This is a genomic window from Hymenobacter translucens (assembly GCF_020685205.1).
Classification (GTDB): domain Bacteria; phylum Bacteroidota; class Bacteroidia; order Cytophagales; family Hymenobacteraceae; genus Hymenobacter; species Hymenobacter translucens.
In genome coordinates this window covers 698,196-716,892 of record NZ_JAJERB010000003.1, presented here as the reverse complement: position 1 = coordinate 716,892, position 18,697 = coordinate 698,196, and the positions used below count along the sequence as shown (strand labels likewise).

The 18,697-nt window shown below is 62.9% G+C and carries 16 protein-coding genes; 9 read left to right on the top strand and 7 right to left on the bottom strand.

The genetic code is table 11. The features are described 5' to 3' along the window. Positions 1–211 precede the first annotated feature (211 nt). The 6 genes from LJY25_RS10185 to LJY25_RS10160 all read left to right on the top strand — a co-directional run bounded on the left by LJY25_RS10185 (position 212) and on the right by LJY25_RS10160 (position 6,059). Positions 212–2,257: a BatA domain-containing protein gene (locus tag LJY25_RS10185; protein WP_227608220.1), complete on the top strand. Its 2,046-nt coding sequence runs from the start codon at positions 212–214 to the stop codon at positions 2,255–2,257. Between the two features lie 64 nt (positions 2,258–2,321). Next, positions 2,322–2,849, top strand: a complete 528-nt coding sequence (locus tag LJY25_RS10180; protein ID WP_227608219.1) for a DUF4199 domain-containing protein — start codon at positions 2,322–2,324, stop codon at positions 2,847–2,849. A 41-nt stretch (positions 2,850–2,890) separates the two neighbouring features. Continuing rightward, complete coding sequence (locus tag LJY25_RS10175) at positions 2,891–3,424, top strand: DUF4199 domain-containing protein (RefSeq protein WP_227608218.1); 534 nt, start codon at positions 2,891–2,893, stop codon at positions 3,422–3,424. Beyond that, positions 3,417–4,403, top strand: a complete 987-nt coding sequence (locus LJY25_RS10170) for a glycosyltransferase family 2 protein (RefSeq protein ID WP_227608217.1) — start codon at positions 3,417–3,419, stop codon at positions 4,401–4,403. The genes LJY25_RS10175 and LJY25_RS10170 overlap by 8 nt, the downstream gene beginning before the upstream one ends. An 18-nt stretch (positions 4,404–4,421) precedes the next feature. Beyond that, positions 4,422–5,570, top strand: coding sequence for a glycosyltransferase (locus LJY25_RS10165; RefSeq protein ID WP_227608216.1), 1,149 nt, complete (start codon positions 4,422–4,424; stop codon positions 5,568–5,570). A 69-nt stretch (positions 5,571–5,639) separates the two neighbouring features. Continuing rightward, the gene (locus LJY25_RS10160) at positions 5,640–6,059 is read left to right on the top strand and encodes a DUF1801 domain-containing protein (RefSeq protein WP_227608215.1); all 420 of its coding nucleotides are present in this window, start codon (positions 5,640–5,642) and stop codon (positions 6,057–6,059) included. Here LJY25_RS10160 and LJY25_RS10155 read toward each other — a convergent pair. After that, on the bottom strand, positions 6,056–7,162 hold the full coding sequence (locus LJY25_RS10155) for a glycosyltransferase family 9 protein (RefSeq protein WP_227608214.1): 1,107 nt from the start codon (positions 7,160–7,162) through the stop codon (positions 6,056–6,058). The genes LJY25_RS10160 and LJY25_RS10155 overlap by 4 nt on opposite strands. Before the next feature lie 186 nt (positions 7,163–7,348). Here LJY25_RS10155 and LJY25_RS10150 point away from each other — a divergent pair, with 186 nt between their 5' ends. Continuing rightward, positions 7,349–7,930, top strand: a complete 582-nt coding sequence (locus tag LJY25_RS10150; RefSeq protein WP_227608213.1) for a helix-turn-helix transcriptional regulator — start codon at positions 7,349–7,351, stop codon at positions 7,928–7,930. Positions 7,931–8,012: 82 nt separating this feature from the next. On the opposite strand, the gene LJY25_RS10145 is transcribed toward LJY25_RS10150, so the two are convergent. Beyond that, positions 8,013–8,681, bottom strand: a complete 669-nt coding sequence (locus tag LJY25_RS10145; RefSeq protein WP_227608212.1) for a response regulator transcription factor — start codon at positions 8,679–8,681, stop codon at positions 8,013–8,015. 406 nt (positions 8,682–9,087) lie between these two features. Beyond that, complete coding sequence (purB, locus tag LJY25_RS10140; protein WP_227608211.1) at positions 9,088–10,449, bottom strand: adenylosuccinate lyase; 1,362 nt, start codon at positions 10,447–10,449, stop codon at positions 9,088–9,090. A gap of 202 nt (positions 10,450–10,651) precedes the next feature. Here purB and LJY25_RS21365 point away from each other — a divergent pair, with 202 nt between their 5' ends. Together LJY25_RS21365 and LJY25_RS10130 are read left to right on the top strand one after the other, a co-directional pair. Then, on the top strand, positions 10,652–12,817 hold the full coding sequence (locus tag LJY25_RS21365) for a transglycosylase domain-containing protein (protein WP_227608210.1): 2,166 nt from the start codon (positions 10,652–10,654) through the stop codon (positions 12,815–12,817). A gap of 178 nt (positions 12,818–12,995) precedes the next feature. Beyond that, complete coding sequence (locus tag LJY25_RS10130) at positions 12,996–14,624, top strand: DEAD/DEAH box helicase (RefSeq protein ID WP_227608230.1); 1,629 nt, start codon at positions 12,996–12,998, stop codon at positions 14,622–14,624. Between the two features lie 79 nt (positions 14,625–14,703). On the opposite strand, the gene LJY25_RS10125 is transcribed toward LJY25_RS10130, so the two are convergent. The 4 genes from LJY25_RS10125 to LJY25_RS10110 form a co-directional block, all read right to left on the bottom strand. After that, positions 14,704–16,218 (bottom strand): hypothetical protein, encoded by a 1,515-nt coding sequence (locus LJY25_RS10125; protein WP_227608209.1) that lies wholly within the window; start codon positions 16,216–16,218, stop codon positions 14,704–14,706. 120 nt (positions 16,219–16,338) lie between these two features. Then, positions 16,339–17,268 (bottom strand): 1,4-dihydroxy-2-naphthoate polyprenyltransferase, encoded by a 930-nt coding sequence (locus tag LJY25_RS10120; protein WP_227608208.1) that lies wholly within the window; start codon positions 17,266–17,268, stop codon positions 16,339–16,341. A 139-nt stretch (positions 17,269–17,407) separates the two neighbouring features. Further along, positions 17,408–17,983: a glutathione peroxidase gene (locus LJY25_RS10115; protein WP_317206589.1), complete on the bottom strand. Its 576-nt coding sequence runs from the start codon at positions 17,981–17,983 to the stop codon at positions 17,408–17,410. Positions 17,984–18,110: 127 nt separating this feature from the next. Continuing rightward, positions 18,111–18,692: an LOG family protein gene (locus LJY25_RS10110; protein WP_227608207.1), complete on the bottom strand. Its 582-nt coding sequence runs from the start codon at positions 18,690–18,692 to the stop codon at positions 18,111–18,113. Between the last annotated feature and the right edge of the window lie 5 nt (positions 18,693–18,697).

The window sequence follows — 18,697 nt, the reverse complement described above, 5'->3', positions numbered from 1 at the left end:
GGCTGCCAGCGTTTCCCTTCGGGTGAGATGCGGCAGCCGGCTCGTCTGCGTTTACAGCCCCCCGCTGGCCCCGCCCCAGCTGTGCGGCTGAATCGCGCTGGATGCCGGCTTTAGAACCCTTTCCTGCAGATGCCAGGGACGTACCTGGAGCTGCAAAACGTTTGGTATACGGATACTGTTCTATCTTTCCCGGATCAACGTTGCTATCTGAATGTCCTTAACCTATCCTTGGTTTCTGCTGGGTCTGCTGAGCCTAGCAATTCCGATTGCGCTGCACTTCTTTGAGCTACGGCGTCCCCAACGGGTTCTGTTCACCAACGTGGGCTTTATCCGGGAGGTGAAGCTGGTGACGGCCCGGCAGCGACGCCTAAAGCACCTGCTGGTATTGCTGGCCCGCTTGGGCGCGCTGACGTTCCTTGTTTTGGCCTTTTGCCTGCCCTTTATCCCGGCACCTCTTCAGAATGAACAGGCAGGCGGACACACGGCCGTCGTTTTGGATTCCTCCCCCAGCATGGAGGTTGAGAATGAAACCGGACAGCCAATCTTTGAGCAGGCTCAGCAGGAGGCTCGTAGCCTCGTCCGCGCCATGCCCGCTTCTGCCCGTTTCCGGATAGCCGGATCCGGCCGGGAATCGGTGTCAGGGGCAGCGTATCAGGCTACGATTGATGAAATGCGGGTTTCGGGTCATTCCGGCAGTCTGCGTGCCGACCTGAATAAGGTGCAGGCAGGACGGCAGCCGGGGCAGGTGTTTATCTTTTCCGATTTTCAGAAGAACAGCTTCTCGCCCCAACTCCTCGAAGAAATAGATAAGGAGCAGGAAGTGTTTCTGGTGCCGCTGGGGGTGAAGGCCGCCCAGAACGTGTACGTCGACAGCGTAGCCCTGGAGGATGCTTTTGTACGCACCGGCGCCGACCTGACGCTGCGGGTACGCCTGCGCAATGGCGGCAGCGCGCCCGCAGCCGACTGTCAGGTAAAGCTTTTCGTGGAGGGCCGGCAGGAGGCCTCGTTCCGGACCAGCGTGGCGGCAGGCTCAACCAGCACCAGTACGGTGCAAGTCCGGCTAACGTCAGACCAGATTCAGAAGTGCCGGGTGGAAGTCACCGACCTGCCCGTTTCGTTTGACAATACCTACTACTTTACGCTCCAGCCTTCGCCGAAAATCCGGATTGTGGGCGTGGCGGGCCGACAGGAGGCAGCGGTGGCGGGGGTGTACACCAACGAGCCGCTGTTTGCCTATACCGGAAGCAGAGCCGGCCGGGTTGACTATCAGCAGCTGGCTTCGGCAAATCTGGCTGTGGTGGAAGAAGTAGAGCGGGTGGATGCCGGACTGCGGGAGAATCTGCGTCGGCTGGTGCAGCAAGGCGGAACCGTCGTGGTAGTGCCTCCCGCCGGGGCAGCGGCCCGGGAGTCGTACAACCAGCTTTTCCGGGAGCTGGGCGTGGGCACCGTGCAATGGCAGCCCACGGGGACGCCCGTACTACGCGATATTGCCGCTCCAAGCCGGCAGAACCCTTTCTTCCAGGACGTATTTGCCGAGCAGAACCCCCGCACGGTGATGCCGAAAGCGTCGCCGGTGCTGCAATGGTCACGCTCAGGTACCGAAATACTGCGCATGCGCGACGGGGACAGCTACCTGGCGGGATTTACCAGCGGGCGTGGGATGGTGTATCTGTTTGCGGCACCGTTTGGCGGGGGCTACAGCGACTTCCCGACCCAGGCGCTGTTCGTACCCGTGCTGTATCGCCTGGCCATGCAGAGCTACCGCAACGACCAGCAGCCGGCGTACCGCTTAAATCAGCGGGCCATTTCCCTGACCGTACCGGCCACTGCTTCCGCCGAGCAGGTGTTCAAGCTGCAGAAGGACAGCTTAGCGTTTATTCCTGCGCAGCGGACCCAGGCGGGTCGGGTGGTGTTTGATGTGCCGCCGGGCGCGGAGCAGCCGGGCTTTTACACGCTGTCCCACAACGGCCGGCCAGTGACGACGCTGGCGTTGAACTTCGATAAGCGCGAGTCGCAGCTGGCGTCGTACTCGGCGGCAGAGCTCCGGCAGCTCATTGGCTCCAGCCGGCCGAATGTGCACGTATACGAGCCGGGCAACGGTGCTACCGTGGCCGCCCGGTACCGTGCCGAACGGGTAGGCACTCCGCTCTGGCGCTACTGCATCTGGGCGGCGCTGGCCTGTCTGCTGGCCGAAGTGCTGCTGCTGCGGTTTGGTAACCGCAAGGCTGCGGCGGCCCCGGTAAACGTGGCGGCCTGAGGCCTGCCGGCATCCTAATTCAAGGAAACAACCCTATCTTGCCGCTTCACTCTGCAGAGCCCACGTGACTTCCGACGCTTCGCGCAATCATCCCGTTCTCCGTACCGCTTTCGTGTTCGGACTCGGGGCCGGCATCCTCTCCTTGCTCTGGCTGATCGGCCTGTACCTCGGGGGACAGAACCCTTACGGGCCCAAGCGGCTGATGAGCATGCTGGTGGTGCCGGTAGCCGTAGTAGGCAGCCAGTGGTTTCTGCGTCGCTATTTCCAGCCCAACGGCCCGGGCCTGGGACGCGCAATGGGCACCGGTGTGCTGACTGCCCTGGTACTAGCGTCGCTGTCGGCGCTGGGCGTGTATGGCTTTGCGAAGACGACAGGGCCGGAGCTGATGGAGAAGAACCGGGTGGAAATGCGCCGGGTTATGGAAGCCAGCCGCAAGGACTTCGTCAAAAAGCCCGGGGACGCCGAGCGGTTTGAGAAGCTAAAAGATGACCTGGCTTCGACGCCCGAGCCCCTGGCTACTGATGAATTCACGAAGAAGCTGATTCTGGGACTACTGCTCAGTATTCCCGGGGGCATATTCTTTCGAAAATAATCTTGTTCTTTCGCCACCAAACAACCAATCCCTGCTTACATATGGAAAACACGACTACCAACAACACCCAGGTTACCCCGGCTTCGGTCGGCGTCCGCTACGGCCTTATTGTAGGCGTTATCAGTGTTATTATCTCCTTTGCCCTGATGAGTACCCATAACGACCAGGGCCCGCTGAAGTGGCTGAGCTTCGCGGTGCTGGTAGGTGGTATTTTTATGGCCCACAACTACTTCAAGCAGCACAATGGCGGATTTATGCGCTACGGGCAGGGCCTGAGCATCGGTACTATCCTGTCCGGCATTACCGGCCTGCTAGGCGGAATCTTCACGTACATCTACGTCAGCTTTATCGACAATACCTATCTGGCCCGGACCGTAGAGGCTTCGCGTGCCAAGCTGGAAGAAGGCGGCAAGCTGACCGAAGAGCAGATTGATCAGGCTATGAGCATGTCCCAGTCGATGATGACGGGTCCGATGATGCTGGTTATGGCGCTTATCGGCTCGCTGATTGGCGGCTTTGTTATCAGCCTGATTATCTCGGCCATTACCAAGCGCACCCGTCCCGAGTTTGAGTAATCATTCCTTCCCGTTTTTCGACGTTGACCTGTCGGTCGTCATTCCCCTGCTCAACGAGGCGGAGTCCCTGCCGGAGCTAACCCAGTGGATTCAGCGCGTGCTTACCCAGAACGGGCTGAGCTACGAAGTGATTCTCATTGACGACGGCAGCACCGATACGTCGTGGGAGGTAATTGAAACCCTGGCGCAAACCGACACTCACCTGCGGGGCATCCGCTTCAACCGCAACTACGGCAAGTCGGCCGCGCTGCATACCGGCTTCGAGGCCGCCCGTGGCCGGGTGGTGTGCACCATGGACGCCGACCTGCAGGACTCGCCCGAGGAGCTGCCGGAGCTGTACCGCATGATTGTGCAGGACCGCTACGACCTGGTAAGCGGGTGGAAGAAGAAACGCTTCGACCCGCTTACCAAAACCATCCCGACCAAGCTGTTCAACGGCGTGACGCGGTGGATTTCGGGCATTCAGCTCCACGACTTCAACTGCGGCCTGAAAGCCTACGACCAGCGCGTGGTAAAGGGCATCGAGGTGTACGGCGAGATGCACCGCTACATTCCGGTCATTGCCAAGTGGAACGGCTTTGCCCGCATCGGGGAGAAGGTGGTGCAGCACCAGGAGCGCAAGTACGGCACCACCAAGTTTGGGCTGGAACGCTTCGTGTATGGCTTCCTGGATTTGCTGAGCATCACCTTCGTGAGCCGGTTCCGGCGCCGCCCCATGCACTTCTTTGGTACGATGGGCTCGGTTTCGTTTCTGCTGGGCATGCTGATTACGCTCTGGCTGGTAGGCGAGAAGTGGTACCTGGCCTATAACAACCTGCGGGCCCGGGGCGTCACGGACCAGCCCCTGTTCTTTCTGGCCCTGGTGGCCGTCATCATCGGGATGCAGCTGTTCCTGGCCGGCTTCCTGGCGGAGATGGTGTCGCTCAGCGGCTCCCGGCGCAACGAGTACCTGATCCGGGATACGCTCAACATCCGGTAGGCTTTAGCAACTGACTTTATGCGCGTCGTGATAATCGGGCCGGCCTACCCTTTGCGCGGCGGGCTGGCTACGTACAACGAGCGGCTGGCCCGGGCCTTCCGCGAGGCCGGCGACGAAGTGCGCATCGTCACGTTCAGCCTGCAGTACCCCACGTTTCTGTTTCCGGGCCAGACCCAGCTCAGCACCGAGCCCGGCCCGACCGACCTGCACATCGACGTCAGCATCAACTCGGTGAATCCGCTCTCGTGGTGGGCGGTGGGGCAGAAGCTGCGCCGGGAAAAGCCCGATCTGGTGGTATTCCGCTTCTGGCTGCCGTTTATGGGGCCCGCCCTGGGCTCGATTGCCCGGCTTTTGCGGCGCAACCGCCACACCCGGGTCGTGGCCATTACCGACAACGTAATACCCCACGAGAAGCGCCCCGGGGACCGGCCGTTTACGCTGTACTTTCTGGGTGCCTGCCACGGGTTCGTAACGATGTCGCGCTCGGTACTGGCTGATCTGCGCCGCCTGCACTTCAAGCAGCCGGCCCGCTACCAGCCTCACCCGCTGTACGACAACTTCGGCGCCCTCAAGCCCAAGGCAGCGGCGCTGCAGGCCCTGGGCCTCGACCCCGGCTACCACTACCTGCTGTTTTTCGGGTTTATCCGGGCCTACAAGGGCCTCGACCTGATGCTGGACGTTATGGCCGACCCGCGGCTGGCCGCCCTGCCCGTCAAGCTGATTATTGCCGGGGAGTTTTATGAGGATGCCGCCCCCTACGAAGCCCAGATCCGGCAGCATCACCTGGAAAGCCGGCTGGTGCGGGCCACCGAGTTTATTCCCAACGAGCGGGTAGTCGACTACTTCTGCGCGGCCGACCTGGTGGTGCAGCCCTACAAGAACGCCACCCAGAGCGGGGTGTCGCAGATTGCCTACCACTTCGAGCGGCCCATGCTGGTTACTGACGTGGGCGGGCTGGCCGAGCTGATTCCGGCCGGCAAAGTGGGCTACGTCACCAAAGCCCAGCCGAGCCCCATTGCCGATGCCATCCTGGATTTCTACCAGCACCAGCGCGAAGCCGCCTTTACCGAAGGGGTGCGGGAGCAGAAAAAGCAGTTCTCCTGGAGCGAGATGGTGGGGGCGCTGAAAGCCGTAGCCGGCCTGACCAGTCCGGGCAAGCCGGAATAGCCTGCCAACCGGTGCTTTCTGGCTTAGCCGGGAACGTTATTTTGCGGTGAAATCAACTTAGCTGGCCAAATGAGCACTTCCACCGACTCTATCTCTTTCGACGACTTTATTGCAATGCTGCCCCCGGAGCGGCAGGAGCCGGTGCGCCAGGTGTGGGAAGCCGTACGGGCCGCCATGCCGGCCGGCTACACCGAGCAGATCGGGCCAAAGTTTCTGCAGTACAGCGCCGGCAAGGAAAGCTACGTGGCCCTGGCCAGCCAGAAAAACTACATCAGCCTGTACCTGATGCCGCTCTACGTGTTTGCGGGCCGGCACCGGGAAAAGCTGGAGGCCGCGACGCCCCGGCCCAAGGGCGGCAAGAGCTGCCTGAACTTTAAGCGGGCCGAGGAACTGCCCTTGTCCGTCATTCAGGACATCGTGCGTGCCCACCTGCCGGCCGAGTACCTCGCCCAGCTGGAAGCCAACCGCACGACGCCCCCGAGCTGCTAAGCTGATGCCGGAACGGCCGGCAGGCTGGCCCGTACGGCGGCAAATACCTTGTCGGCGGGCAAATCTTCCATGCAGCTGGTGCCCAGCTTGCAGGAGCCCCGGTAGAAGCACACGCACTCCCGGTCGGGTTGCACGATCTGCCCCCGGCCGTAGAGGTCGAATTCGTAGGGGTTGAAGATGTTGTTCATCAGCACCGTGGGCTTTTGCAGGGCAATGCTGATGTGCATGGCCATGGTCACCTGGGTCACGATAAGGTCCATCTGGTGCATCAGGTTGATGAACTGCTCCAACGGGAACGTGCCGGGATACGCGGCGCCGGTGGCCTCGTGCAGCACCACGTTGCGCTCGTGCTCGGCGGTGCCACCCAGCAGCACCGGTGCGTAGCCGGCCTGCTGCAGCTGGCGGATCAGCGTAATCCACTTCTCGTCCGACCACAGCCGGGTGGTCCACCGGTCGCCGCAGCCGGTGTTGAGCCCCACGCGGGGCTTGCCCGTGGGCAGGTCCCAACGGTAGCCCTTGTCCTGATGGTTATCAAATACGTACTCCTCGTGTTGGAACTCGAAGCCGCAGAGCTCGAAGATTTCCTGGACGTAGGGCTTCTGGTTTTGCAGGCTCAGCTGGTCGAACACGCCGGTCAGGAACTTGTGGTTGGCCAGCTCGTTCGACGGCCAGGCCACGCCGTTGGGGTGCAGAGTGTAGCCAAACTTGCGGGCGGCCCGGATGGAGTCGTGCAGGGCGCAGGCTTCCTTGTCCTTGTCCAGGTTCAAGAGCAGATCAAACTCCCGGGCCTGCAGGTGCAGCACGCTGGGCAGGTCCAGCTTAAGAATCTCGTCGATGGCCCCGGCGGGCAGGATGGCGGGCGTAAGCGTGAGCCAAGTGATTTTGGCGTCGGGGTACTCCTGGCGCAGGCGGCGCAGCAGGGGCGTGGTGCGGATGACGTCCCCGATGGCGCCCAGCTTGATAATCAGGATGCGATGCTGCACGGGCGCGTACACTGGGCAGCCGGTGCACTGGTAGCCGTGCTCTTTGTTGGGGCGGCAGGGAATGTCGCCCCGGAAATGGCGGCAGTTGGGATGAACAGTAATACCGTTGAGTTCGGCCATGCGAAGGATAAGTATCCGGCAAAGGTAGCCGACGGGGCGAAGTAGCTGGTTACCCGGACCCGAAAATCGGCGGGCCTGAGCCGGCCGGGAAACCTGTGACAAAATGATCTGTGACAAAACGTTTTGTCACAGATCATTTTGTCACAACTTAGGCCCGGTCGTTATTTCTATCATTTTACCGTACCGATGGTTAAGTTTTCCTATCAGAAAGGCCCCCGGGCCCATTATTCGACCCTGCAGCGGGTACGGGCGCACTTCGGCCTCACGCAGCGGGACCTGGCCGGCCTGCTGGGCGTAACGCGCTCCATGGTTGCCATGGATGAGCGCGGGAAGCGGCGCCTGCCTTTGCCGGCCCTGGAAAAACTAACCCCGCTGGTGCTGGCCCTGCCGGGACCCGATGGAACGGCCCCGGCGCTGCCCGCACCCGTGCTGTCGGCGGCCGACCGCAGGACGCTGAGCGCGCGGCTGAAGGAGCTTGAGCTGGGAATCTGTCAGGCCCGGGAAAAGCTGGCGCGGTGCCAGGCGCGGTGGTCCCAGGCCCGGCTCTGGCGGCAGGCTTTGCCCACGTTGCGGCGGGCTCTGCCCGAGCGGCAGCAGCGCTGGCTAAACATCCTGGAAGATCAGGCCGCTGCCACGCTCGCCGGCGAAGACGGCACGCCCGCCCTGCTCGCCCTGCGGCTGGACACGCTGCGCTTTGAGGCAACCGAAATCACGCGCCTGCTGGCGGAAGATATCCCCGGCGCACCCGTCTTCGACAAAGACCAATAAGCCACACCGGCCCTACCAGTGGGGAAGAAAACCGGGCATCGGCCGGCCCAACCCTGTACGGTCGGACCGGCCGAACCGGGAATTAAATGAGATTGAAGGCCCGGGCGTACATGCCCAGGTCGAAGGTGGAGTGCAGCTCCAGCTTGTGGCGGATGTTGCGGCGGTGCGTTTCCGCCGTCTGCGCCGACACGCTCAGCATAAGCGCAATTTCCTGGGAGCTTTTACCCAGGGCCAGCAGCTGCAGCACCTCGCACTCCCGGCGGGTGAGCAGCGCGTACTTATGGTGATTGGTGCGCAGGAAGTTGTTCTCGTCGAGCAGGCGCTGCACTTTGGCTGTGACGTGGCTGGAAGGGTCGATGGGGCTGGCAAAGCAGATGAACAGCAGGGGCTGCCCCTGGGTGTCCTGGGCCAGCAGCTTGATGGTGCTCAGATACCAGCTCCATTCGGGGCCTTCGGTAGTCCGCACCTGCTGAAAAAAGGAGATGACCGTTTCGAAGTCATTTTTCTCCATGATGCCAAACAGCAGTGGCACATAGTCCTGAGCCTCTTCCTGGTTGAAAAAGCGGACGTGGTAGTCCGGCCCCATCGCGCGCAGCTCGGCCATGGAAGTGCGCAGCAACAGCAGCCCGCGCTTCGACATATATTCCACGGAGCTGGTATGAATGTTCAGCACAATGACGACGCCCGGGTAGAGGTCGGCAGTGGCAGCAACTTCAGCGACTTTTTGCGTAATTAATTCTTCATCAGTCATGTACGGGTTAAGTTGGCGAGTGACGGTGGAGGGGGCGTAAAAGAGCGGACGGTGTTTGCGTTCCTAAGTATAAGAAAGGTTAGATTGAAATAGAATATTGTCGGAAAACAAAGAGGGCTGACTTTCCGGAAGCCAGCCCTCAGAGCAGTTACAGGGTAGTACAGGGCGTTGATCCAGCGTAGTACTTAGTGCTTTTTTCCCCATCCTGACGCCGGGACCGCGCTTCTGAAAAGTTAGTCGACTACCAGCTGCCCCGTGCTCTCGCCGCACCGCATCGGATAAAGGCCCGGCCGCGGGCCTACCCCGTCCAGAGCTGCCGTGGTGGCAACGGCAGGGCGCGCACTTGTTGGCCCGGCGCCTCCAGGGCCAGTACCGCTCTGTAAAGTTCGGTAAGAGGCGGTTGAGGTCAGATTCCCACGTAGTTCTGGGGCGTAATGGCGCGCAGCTCCTGCTTTACTTCCTCGCGCACGTCGAGCGTTTCGATAAACTCCTGCATCGTCTGTTGGGTGATGGCGCCGCCGGTGCGGGTCAGGACCTTGAGGGCGTTGTAGGGGTCGGGGTACGCTTCGCGGCGCAGAATAGTTTGAATGGCCTCGGCCACCACGGCCCAGTTGGCTTCCAGGTCGCGGTGCAGGGCTTCCTCGTCGAGGGCCAGCTTGTCGAGGCCCCGCCGCAGGGCGTTCAGCGCAATCAGGGCGTGGCCCAGCGGCACGCCGAGGTTGCGCAGCACGGTAGAGTCGGTCAGGTCGCGCTGCAGGCGGCTGATGGGCAGCTTGGCGGCCAGGTGCTCGAGCAGGGCGTTGGCGACGCCCAGGTTGCCCTCGGCATTCTCAAAGTCGATGGGGTTCACCTTGTGCGGCATGGCCGAGGACCCCACTTCCCCCGCCTTGACGGTCTGCCGGAAGTAGCCCATCGAAATGTACTGCCACACGTCCCGGGCCAGGTCAATCAGGATGGTGTTGATGCGCTTGAGCCCGTCGCAGGTGGCAGCTAGGTGGTCGTAGTGCTCGATCTGGGTGGTGGGCTGGCTGCGGTGCAAGCCCAGCGTGCCGTTCACGAACTGGTCGGCAAACCGGGCCCAGTCGACCTGGGGGTAGGCTACGTGGTGGGCATTGAAGTTGCCGGTAGCCCCGCCGAACTTAGCGCCGAAGGGCACCTGTCCGAGCAGCTCCACCTGGGCATCAAGCCGGGCCACGAACACGGCCAGCTCCTTGCCCAGGCGGGTGGGCGAGGCCGGCTGCCCGTGGGTGCGGGCCAGCATGGGCACCGCGGCCCACTCGGCGGCGCGGGCGGCCAGCTGGTTGCGCACCTGGGCGTAAGCCGGCAGCAGCACCCCGATCAGGGCCTGCTGCAAACTCAGCGGCACGGCGGTGTTGTTGATGTCCTGGGAGGTGAGCCCGAAGTGAATGAACTCCAGGTACTGGCTTAGCCCGAGCTGGCTGAACCGGTCGCGCAGAAAGTACTCCACCGCCTTCACGTCGTGGTTGGTGACCTGCTCGTGGGCTTTGATGGCCTCGGCGTCGGCACCGGAAAAGTGCAGGTAGATGGCCCGCAGATCCGGGAATACGCCCGCGTCGACCGGGGCCAGCTGGGGCAGGGGCAGCTGGCAGAGGGCAATAAAGTACTCAACTTCCACCAGCACCCGGTAGCGCATCAGCGCCAGCTCGGAAAAGTAGCGGGCCAGGGGCTCGGTCTGCCGCCGGTAGCGGCCGTCGAGCGGCGAAAGGGCGGTCAGGGGGGCGAGAATGTCGGCGACAGAAGTGGACATAGGGGACGGGGAAGCCGGGAAAGGGGCGGTGTCGGTCCGGCAGCTGCTGTCCGGGCCCCCGGCTGCTGCGGCCAAAGGTAGCAAATGAGGCAGGGCCCAGCTAGGGCAAGCGCAGCCGTTTTCGCTACCTTTGCGTACGTGGGTGGGCGTTCGGCACGATACTCGCAAGGCCAGCCGCTTCTCTTCCCTACTGTCCGTTCGTGTGAATTCAGCAACCAAGAAAAAAATAGGCATTGGCCTGGGCATCGTAGCACTGCTGCTGGCCGTGGCCCTGGGCGTGTTCCTGCTCAAGCGCCAGCAGCTGCTGCAGTACGCCATGGCGCAGGTGAAAACCAAGGTGGAGCGCAAGTACCCGGTGGCCCTGACCCTGGGCCCCGCCCGCTTTACCGACCTGAACACGGTGCAGGTCGATGGCGTGTCCCTGGTGCCCATCGGCCGCGACACCCTGATGAAGGCCAAAAGCATCACGGCCGCCATCAGCCTGAAGTCCCTGTTTGCGCGGCGGCCGGTGTTCAGCAACCTGCAGATTGCCGACGCCCGCCTGACAGCCCGCAAAACCCGGGAGCAGGACAACTACTCGTTTCTGTTCAAGAAGAAAAGCCAGCCCGTCGTAGCCCGCGACACGACCAAGGGCACGAACTACGGCCTGCTGCTCAACCAGCTGCTCGAAGCCGGCTTCGACAACATTCCCGACGAGGCCGCCTTTACCAACTTCCTCGTTACCTACCAGAGCCCCCGCCACCAGGCTACGTTTTCGATGCCCAGCCTTACCATTGAGGACGGCGACATCGTGGGGCAGTTCTCCTCCGTAGTCGATTCCGTGAGCAACCAGATGGGCGTGAGCGGGCACGTGGAGCCCGGCGACTACGAACTGCAGGCCAGCCTCTTCGGGCTGAACCGCAAGCCCGTGGTGCTGCCTTACGTGATGAGCCGCTACGGCGCCCGCGTGCAGTTCGACTCGCTGCAGGTGAGCCTGACCGAAAAAGACTTCGAGGACGAGCAGCTCACGGTGCGCGGCACCGCTGCGGCCACCAACTTCATCGTCAACCACCCCAAGATTTCAGACACCGACGTGGTGGTGAAGCACGGGGGCATGGACTTTATTGCCACCCTGGGTCAGAATTACGCCTCGCTCGACAAAGGCACGAAGGTGCGGCTGAACAAGATTGAGGCCTTCCCTCAGGTCAGCATCAAGCTGCGCACGCCCGCGGAGCTTGGCCGCCGCCTCGACCCGAGCACGCTGAGCTACAGTGCCCGCCTGCGCGGCCTGCTGGTCGCCCTGAAGGTGGAAACGGCCGAAACGCCCGCCACCGACTTCTTCGCCTCCCTGCCCCACGGCATTTTCTCGGTGGTCGACGGCATGCAGGGCACCGGCACGCTGCAGTACAAGCTTAGCGCGGCCCTCGACATGCAGCAGGTCGACAGCCTGCAGTTCAACTCCGGGCTGACCGGACGCAACTTCCGGATCACCAAGTTCGGCAAGGTAGACCTGCGCCAGCTCAATGAGGAGTTCCAGTACACGGCTTACAACGACCGGGGTGACTCGGTGAAGACCTTCGCCGTTGGCCCCTCAAACCCCGACTTTGTGCCGTTCGACCAGGTGTCAGACTACCTGAAGTACGCCATCATCACGGCCGAGGACCCGCGCTTCTTCACCCACAAGGGCTTTATGGAAAAGGCGTTTGTGAAGTCGGCTATCCAGAACATCAAGGAAAAGCGCTTCGCCCGCGGCGGCAGCACGCTGAGCATGCAGCTGGTGAAGAACGTGTTCCTGACCCGGCAGAAGACCGTGGCCCGCAAGGCCGAGGAGGCGCTGGTGGTATGGCTGATCGAAAACACCCGCCTCGTGAGCAAGGAGCGCATGATGGAGGTGTACCTGAACATCATTGAGTGGGGCCCGAGCAAGTACCGCTGGAGCGGGGGCGAGCGGGGCGTGTACGGGGTGAGCGAGGCCGCCAGGTTTTACTACGACAAGACGCCGGCCCAGCTCAACCTGCAGGAAAGCCTGTACCTGGCCAGCATCATTCCCAAGCCCAAGTATGCCCGGCAGTCGTTTGACGCCTACGGGGACCTGCGCCGCAGCACCCGCTACTTCTTCCGCCTGATTGCCGACATCATGGCCCGGCGCGGCTACATTCCCGAGCACGAGGCGGATGGCCTAAGCCGGTCGGTGAGTTTGAACGGCCCGGCCCGGCGCTTCATGAACTTCGCGGCCCGCCCCGACACGACGCGCATGGCATCGTCGCCCGACAGCACCCTCTACGACCCCATCAACCTCATTGACCTGCTCAACACGGGTGCGCCGCCGGATGCGGGCGTGAACACCAACCAGCCCCGGCAGGAGGAAGCCACGCCGCCCAAACCGTAGGCCGCAAAGGGTCGGTGCAAGCCCGATGGCAGCAGCCGGAAATCCTTATATTTGCTTTAAATCAAGCGGTTCGCTGACCGGAAAATCAAGGTCAGCCTTTTTCTTCACCCTAGTACGCTGAACCTTGACCTTTCACGAATTTAACCTCCACGACGACCTGCTGGCCGGCGTGGATGCCATGAATTACCAGAATGCCACGCCCATTCAGGAGCAGGCCATTCCCAAAATCCTCGAGGGCAAAGATCTGATTGCCTGCGCCCAGACCGGCACCGGCAAAACCGCCGCTTACCTGCTGCCCCTGCTCGACAAGATTTCCCACGACAAGCACGGCACCACCTCCACGCTGATCCTGGTGCCCACCCGCGAGCTGGCCACCCAGATCGACGAGCAAGTGACGGGCTTCGGCTACTTCGTGGAGGCCAGCAGCATCGCCATCTACGGGGGCGGCAAAAGCGAGAACTGGGAGCAGCAGAAGCGCGCCCTGACCTCCGGTGCCGACATCATCATTGCCACGCCCGGCCGCCTGATTGCCCACCTGCAGATGGGCTACGTGAAGTTCGACCAGATCAAGTACCTCGTGCTCGACGAGGCCGACAAGATGATGGACATGGGCTTCTCGGACGACATCCTGAACATCGTGCGCCAGCTGCCCAAGGAGCGGCAGACCCTGCTGTTCTCGGCTACCATGCCGGGCAAGATCCGGGACTTCTCCCAGCAGATCCTGAATAAGCCCGAGGAAATCCGCTTGGCCGTCTCCAAGCCCGCCGCCGGCATCGACCAGCAGCTGTACATGGCCTTCGACCGCCAGAAGATCTACGTGCTGGAGCACATCATCAAAACCCAGGACGTGCAGAGCATGGTCTTGTTCACCAGCCAGAAGGCAGCCGTGGCCGGCATCGTAAAGGCGGTGAACAAGCTGGGCGTCGAGGCCCGGGGCATCAGCTCCGACCGGACGCAGGAAGAGCGGGAGGAAATCATGCGGGCCTTCAAGAACAAGCAGTTTCCCATCCTGGTCGCCACCGACGTGCTTAGCCGCGGCATCGACATCGACTCGCTCAGCCACGTGGTGAACTACGACATTCCCCGCGCCGCCGAGGACTACGTGCACCGCATCGGCCGCACGGCCCGGGCCGCCACCAAAGGCACCGCCATTACCTTCATTTCCGACCAGGACCAGGACCGCGTCGTGAAGATTGAGAAGCTGATTGAGCGCGACCTGGAGAAGCGCAACATCACCGAGGAACTGGGTTTGGGCCCGGCCCCGGAATTCGACCCGAAACGCTTCAGCGGCCTGCGCGGCAAAATTGGCGGCCGCCCCGAGCGGAGCGGCAGTGGCGGCCGTTCCGGCGGCAGCGGTGGTGGCCGGGGTCCGCGCCCGGAAGGTGGAGGCCGCAGCGCCGACGGCAGCCACCCGCCCCGCCGGGATGCGCCCGATCATAACAGCCCCGAGCACAAAGCCCGGATTGCCCGCGCCGAAGCTACCCTGGCGGCACTCGACGCCGGTCAGGCCCCGGCGGTGCCGTACGTGCGCCCGCCCCGCCCCGAGGGGGAGGCCCGTCCGCCCCGCGCTCCGCGGCCGGAAGGCGAATCCCGCCCTCCCCGGGAGCCGCGTACCCCTCGTCCGGAAGGCGATGCGCGCCCGCCGCGGGAGCCCCGGGCAGAAGGGGAAGCCCGCCCACCCCGCGCCGAAGGCGAAGGCCAGCGCCGTCGTAAGCGCGGCGGCCGCAACCGCAGCGGCCGTGGGCCCCGTCCCGAAGGCGGCGCAGCCGTAGGTGGCTCCCCGGCCGCTCCCGCTGCCAGCGAATAGCCCCCGGCACTTAAGCTGACCAGCTAGCTAAAACCGTAAACGCAAAAGCCCGGCCGTGGAAGCGACCGGGCTTTTGCGTTTATTTCTTTTCCTGAACTACTGCCCGGGCAATCAGATAATCCGGGAGCTTTTGCACGGCCGCGTTAAGCTGGCTTAAGTTCTCCCGCTGCCGCTTCTCGTCCTCCAGGTTGAAGGTGTAGTTGAGGAACAGGTAATAGGCCAGAACCCGGTTGTAGGTGTCCAGACTGGTGTCGGCCACAATGGAGAGCAGGCGCTGCTCCAGCTCCCGGGGCTGCCGGGTCTCGGCCAAGGCCCGGCCCAGTCGGCCCAGGCTGCCGAAGTAATGGTTGGGGCTGGGATTGTCGATGCGCAGGCTGATGCCGAGCATAAGGTCGGGAACGTTGATGTCCAGCTCTTCCAGCTCGCGGAGGTAGGTTTTGCGCCCGGCCTGGGCGTAGCTACCATCCGACATCCGCTCGAACCGGTCGTTCATGATGTCGAGGTGGGCCCGCAGAAAGGTTTCCCAGTTCACGGTTTCGGCCGAAAGCTGCGCGATGCTCAGCGCGTGCCGGCGCGGGCTATCGTCCTGGCTGCAGCCACCCACCACAATGCGGCTGCGCTTGAACTCCAGGGCTTTCTGCGGGGAGTGGTACCGCGCCACGTATTCCTCGAACTCGTCGGAAGTAGCTCCCACGTTTTGGGTGTCGTTGGCAGCACTGGCCAGCAGCTCCCGAAACCGGGCGGTTCGGGCCAGCTCGTCCATCCTGCCCAGCCGAAGCGAATCCCAGACCTGGAAGCTGAGCCAGCGGGCCTCCCGTTCGGCGTCGCTCAGCTTCTCATCGTATTCAACGACCGGACGCCGGGTTTGCTGGTGGGCATAGGTCATGAACTCCACCTGCGTTCTGGGCAGGGCGCTGCGGTACGAGCGTCCCGTGCGCCGGGCCGATTCCCGGTAGATCCGGGAGGTCGTATCAATCAGGCAGTCGGCATACTGAATCAGGTTGGCATAGGGCGCCGGAAGGGACGACTGAGCGAGACCGGCCGGAAAGTAAAAGGCGGCCACGTACGGGTCCTGGTACTTCGATTTGGAAACCGACTGAATCACCCACCGGCCGGAACCCGGCTCGGGCAGGGACCCGGCTGCTTCCACTTCATATTCACCGGCGTCGTTAAACGGAATGCTCCGGTAGGTGACGGTGGCAGTCCGCTTAAGCGGGGCTTCCTCCTCGCGGTAACCAACGACGAGCAGATTCTTTTCCACTTTGGCCAAAGGAAACCGGCCCTTAAGCTCGTCCGGGCTAATGCCTTGCTGCAGCAGCTGCCGGGCCTGGCGCAGGTCGCCGTCTTCAAGGAGCACGTAGTGCGCCTGGCCCTGGTACTGGCTGCGGTACGTCCGGCGCAGGTCACACACCTTATGCCGGAGGTTAAGCGAATCGACAATGTGCCGCAGCCGGCTCATGGTTCGGGGTGAGTAAACCAGACCGTTGGCAGTAGGGCCAAACTCACCGCCGACGGCAGCCGGGGCATTCGACTGGGCGCAGCAGGCCGTAGCCCCCAGCACAGCCAGGAAGAGGAGGAGACATAGGTGCTTCATAGGTGAGGCGGCGCAGAGCCGGTGCCGCGGCGGGAAAGTGAGTCGTTTTTGCAACGATGCCGCCCTCACCGGAATTGCACACGCATTCCCGCACTTTCCGCGCCGCGCCTGATGCCCCGCTTACCCCAGCACCTGCCCCAGGCCAAACAGCAGGGTAAATACCAGTGTGCTCAGAGCCATCTGCCTGAGCAGGGGGTCGAGCTGCCTCGATTCCTGCCGCTGCCATACGCGCCGGCCGTTGAGCAGCAGCAGCGGGGCCGCCAGCACGAACAGCCACTGCCAGGGCGAGTGGTAAGTGAGGGCCACGTAAACCACCGCGCACCCGAAGCCCAGCACCAGCAGCAGCCAGTGGTAGCGCCGCGCCGGCACCGGCCCCAGCCGCACGGGAACCGTGATTTTGCCGGCCAGCTTGTCGGAGTGGATGTCACGGATGTTGTTTACGTTGAGCACGGCCGTGGCAAAGCAGCCCAGGGCCGCGGCGGGCAGCAGCACCGTCAGCGGCAGGGTGCGGGCTTGGAGGTAGTACGTACCGCACACGCCCACCAGCCCAAAGAAGATGAACACCGACAGGTCGCCCAGACCGGCGTAGCCGTAGGGATTGGTGCCGGCGGTGTAGTTGACGGCCGCCCAGATGGCGCAGAGGCCCAGGATCAGAAACGCCCCGAACACCCAGGCCCCGGCCGCGCCCAGCGCCACCCACAACAGCAGCAGTCCGCTCAGCAGGGAAAGCAGCCCGAACAGGCCCATGGCCTGCTTCATGCGGGCGGGGCTGATGGCACCGCTCTGCACGGCCCGCTGCGGCCCCTCGCGGTGCACGCTGTCGGCCCCGTTCTGGGAGTCGCCATAGTCATTGGCGAGGTTGCTCAGAATCTGCAGCAGGATGGTAGTCAGCGCCGCCAGCCCGACTACCCAGCCCCGGAACTGCCCGTGCGCTGCCGCCAGAAAGCCACCCGCCATGATGCTGGCCAGCGCCAGGGGCAGGGTGCGGGGCCGAAACGCCGAAATCCAGGCTTTGGCGGGACTGATGGACGGGGCGGTTGATGTAGTCATACCGGTAATAAAAATGTCATCCTGAGCAGCGCGAAGGACCTTAGCACCGCAGAACGAGTCGTTGTTACGCAAGTCGTTCAAACCTGACAAGGTCCTTCGCGCTGCTCAGGATGACAGCTAATAAAGGTACTGCGTTGGCTTACTTCAGCACGGCGGCCACCAGCTCGTCGCTCATGGGCTTCACCTTGGAGGGGTAGAACTTCACCACGTGGCCCTGCTCGTCGACGAGGTACTTGCAGAAGTTCCAGTTCGGGGCGTCATGGCCTTCCTTCGCCAGAAACTGGTAAAGCGGGTCGGTGTCGTCGCCCTTCACCGAAATCTTGGAGAACATGGGGAAGGTGACGCCGAAGTTCTTTTCGCAGAAGGTCACGATCTGCTCGTTGGTGCCCGGCTCCTGCCCGCCGAAGTTGTTGGCCGGGAAGCCCAGCACCACCACTTTGTCGCCGTGCTTTTTGCTGAGCTCCTCCAGCTCCTTGTACTGGGGCGTGTAGCCGCACTCCGAGGCCACGTTCACGATGAGCAGCTTCTTGCCCTTGTACTGGCTGAGCTTGACGTCCTTGCCGTCGATGGACTTCACGGTAAAGTCGTGCACGGAGGCAGCGCTGGTTTCGGTGGCGTTGTTGTTCATGGGAACGGTAGCGGAAGTGGTGGGAGAGGAGCAGGCCAGGCCGGCGGCGGCCAGCGTGCCCAGGGCAAACAGAAACGGGATTTTCATTTGGATTTAGCTGCTTGCTGTTAGCTGATGGCTACTAGCTGTTGATCTGATTAACCGGCCGTTTTGGTGGTTGTTCAATGGACTTTGAGGTAACCACCGGTAGTGCTCAATCAGCCGAAAGCGGAGCTTACGTGGTAGCGGGCGTCAGGTACTTGGCCAGGTCTTCGGGCTCGTAGGCCTGCATCTTGTCGAGCAGCAGGCCGGGGTCGGCGTCGTCGAGGGTCTGGGCGCGGTTTACCTGACGCAGCAACCCTTCGGCGGCCATTGAGTCGAGCAAGGCCAGCAGGTGGTTGTAGAAGCCTTTCACATTGAGCACGCCGATGGGCTTTTTGTGCAACCCCAGCTGCCCCCAGGTCAGCATCTCGAACAGCTCCTCCAGGGTGCCGTAGCCGCCGGGCAAAGCCACGAAGCCTTCGGCGAGCTCCGACATCTTCAGCTTCCGCTCGTGCATCGACTTCACGATATGCAGCTCGGTCAGGCCGCGGTGGGCCAGCTCCCGGTCGGCCAGGAAGTCGGGAATGACGCCGATAACCTGCCCGCCGTAAGCCAGGGCTCCGTCGGCCACCGCGCCCATCAGGCCGGCGCGGCCCCCGCCGTACACCAGCGTGATGCCGCGCTCGGCCAGGGTGCGGCCCATGGCCCGGGCCTGCTGCCCGTAAATCTCATCGGCCCCGCCATTGGCCCCGCAGTAAACGGCTACACTTTTCATCTTGC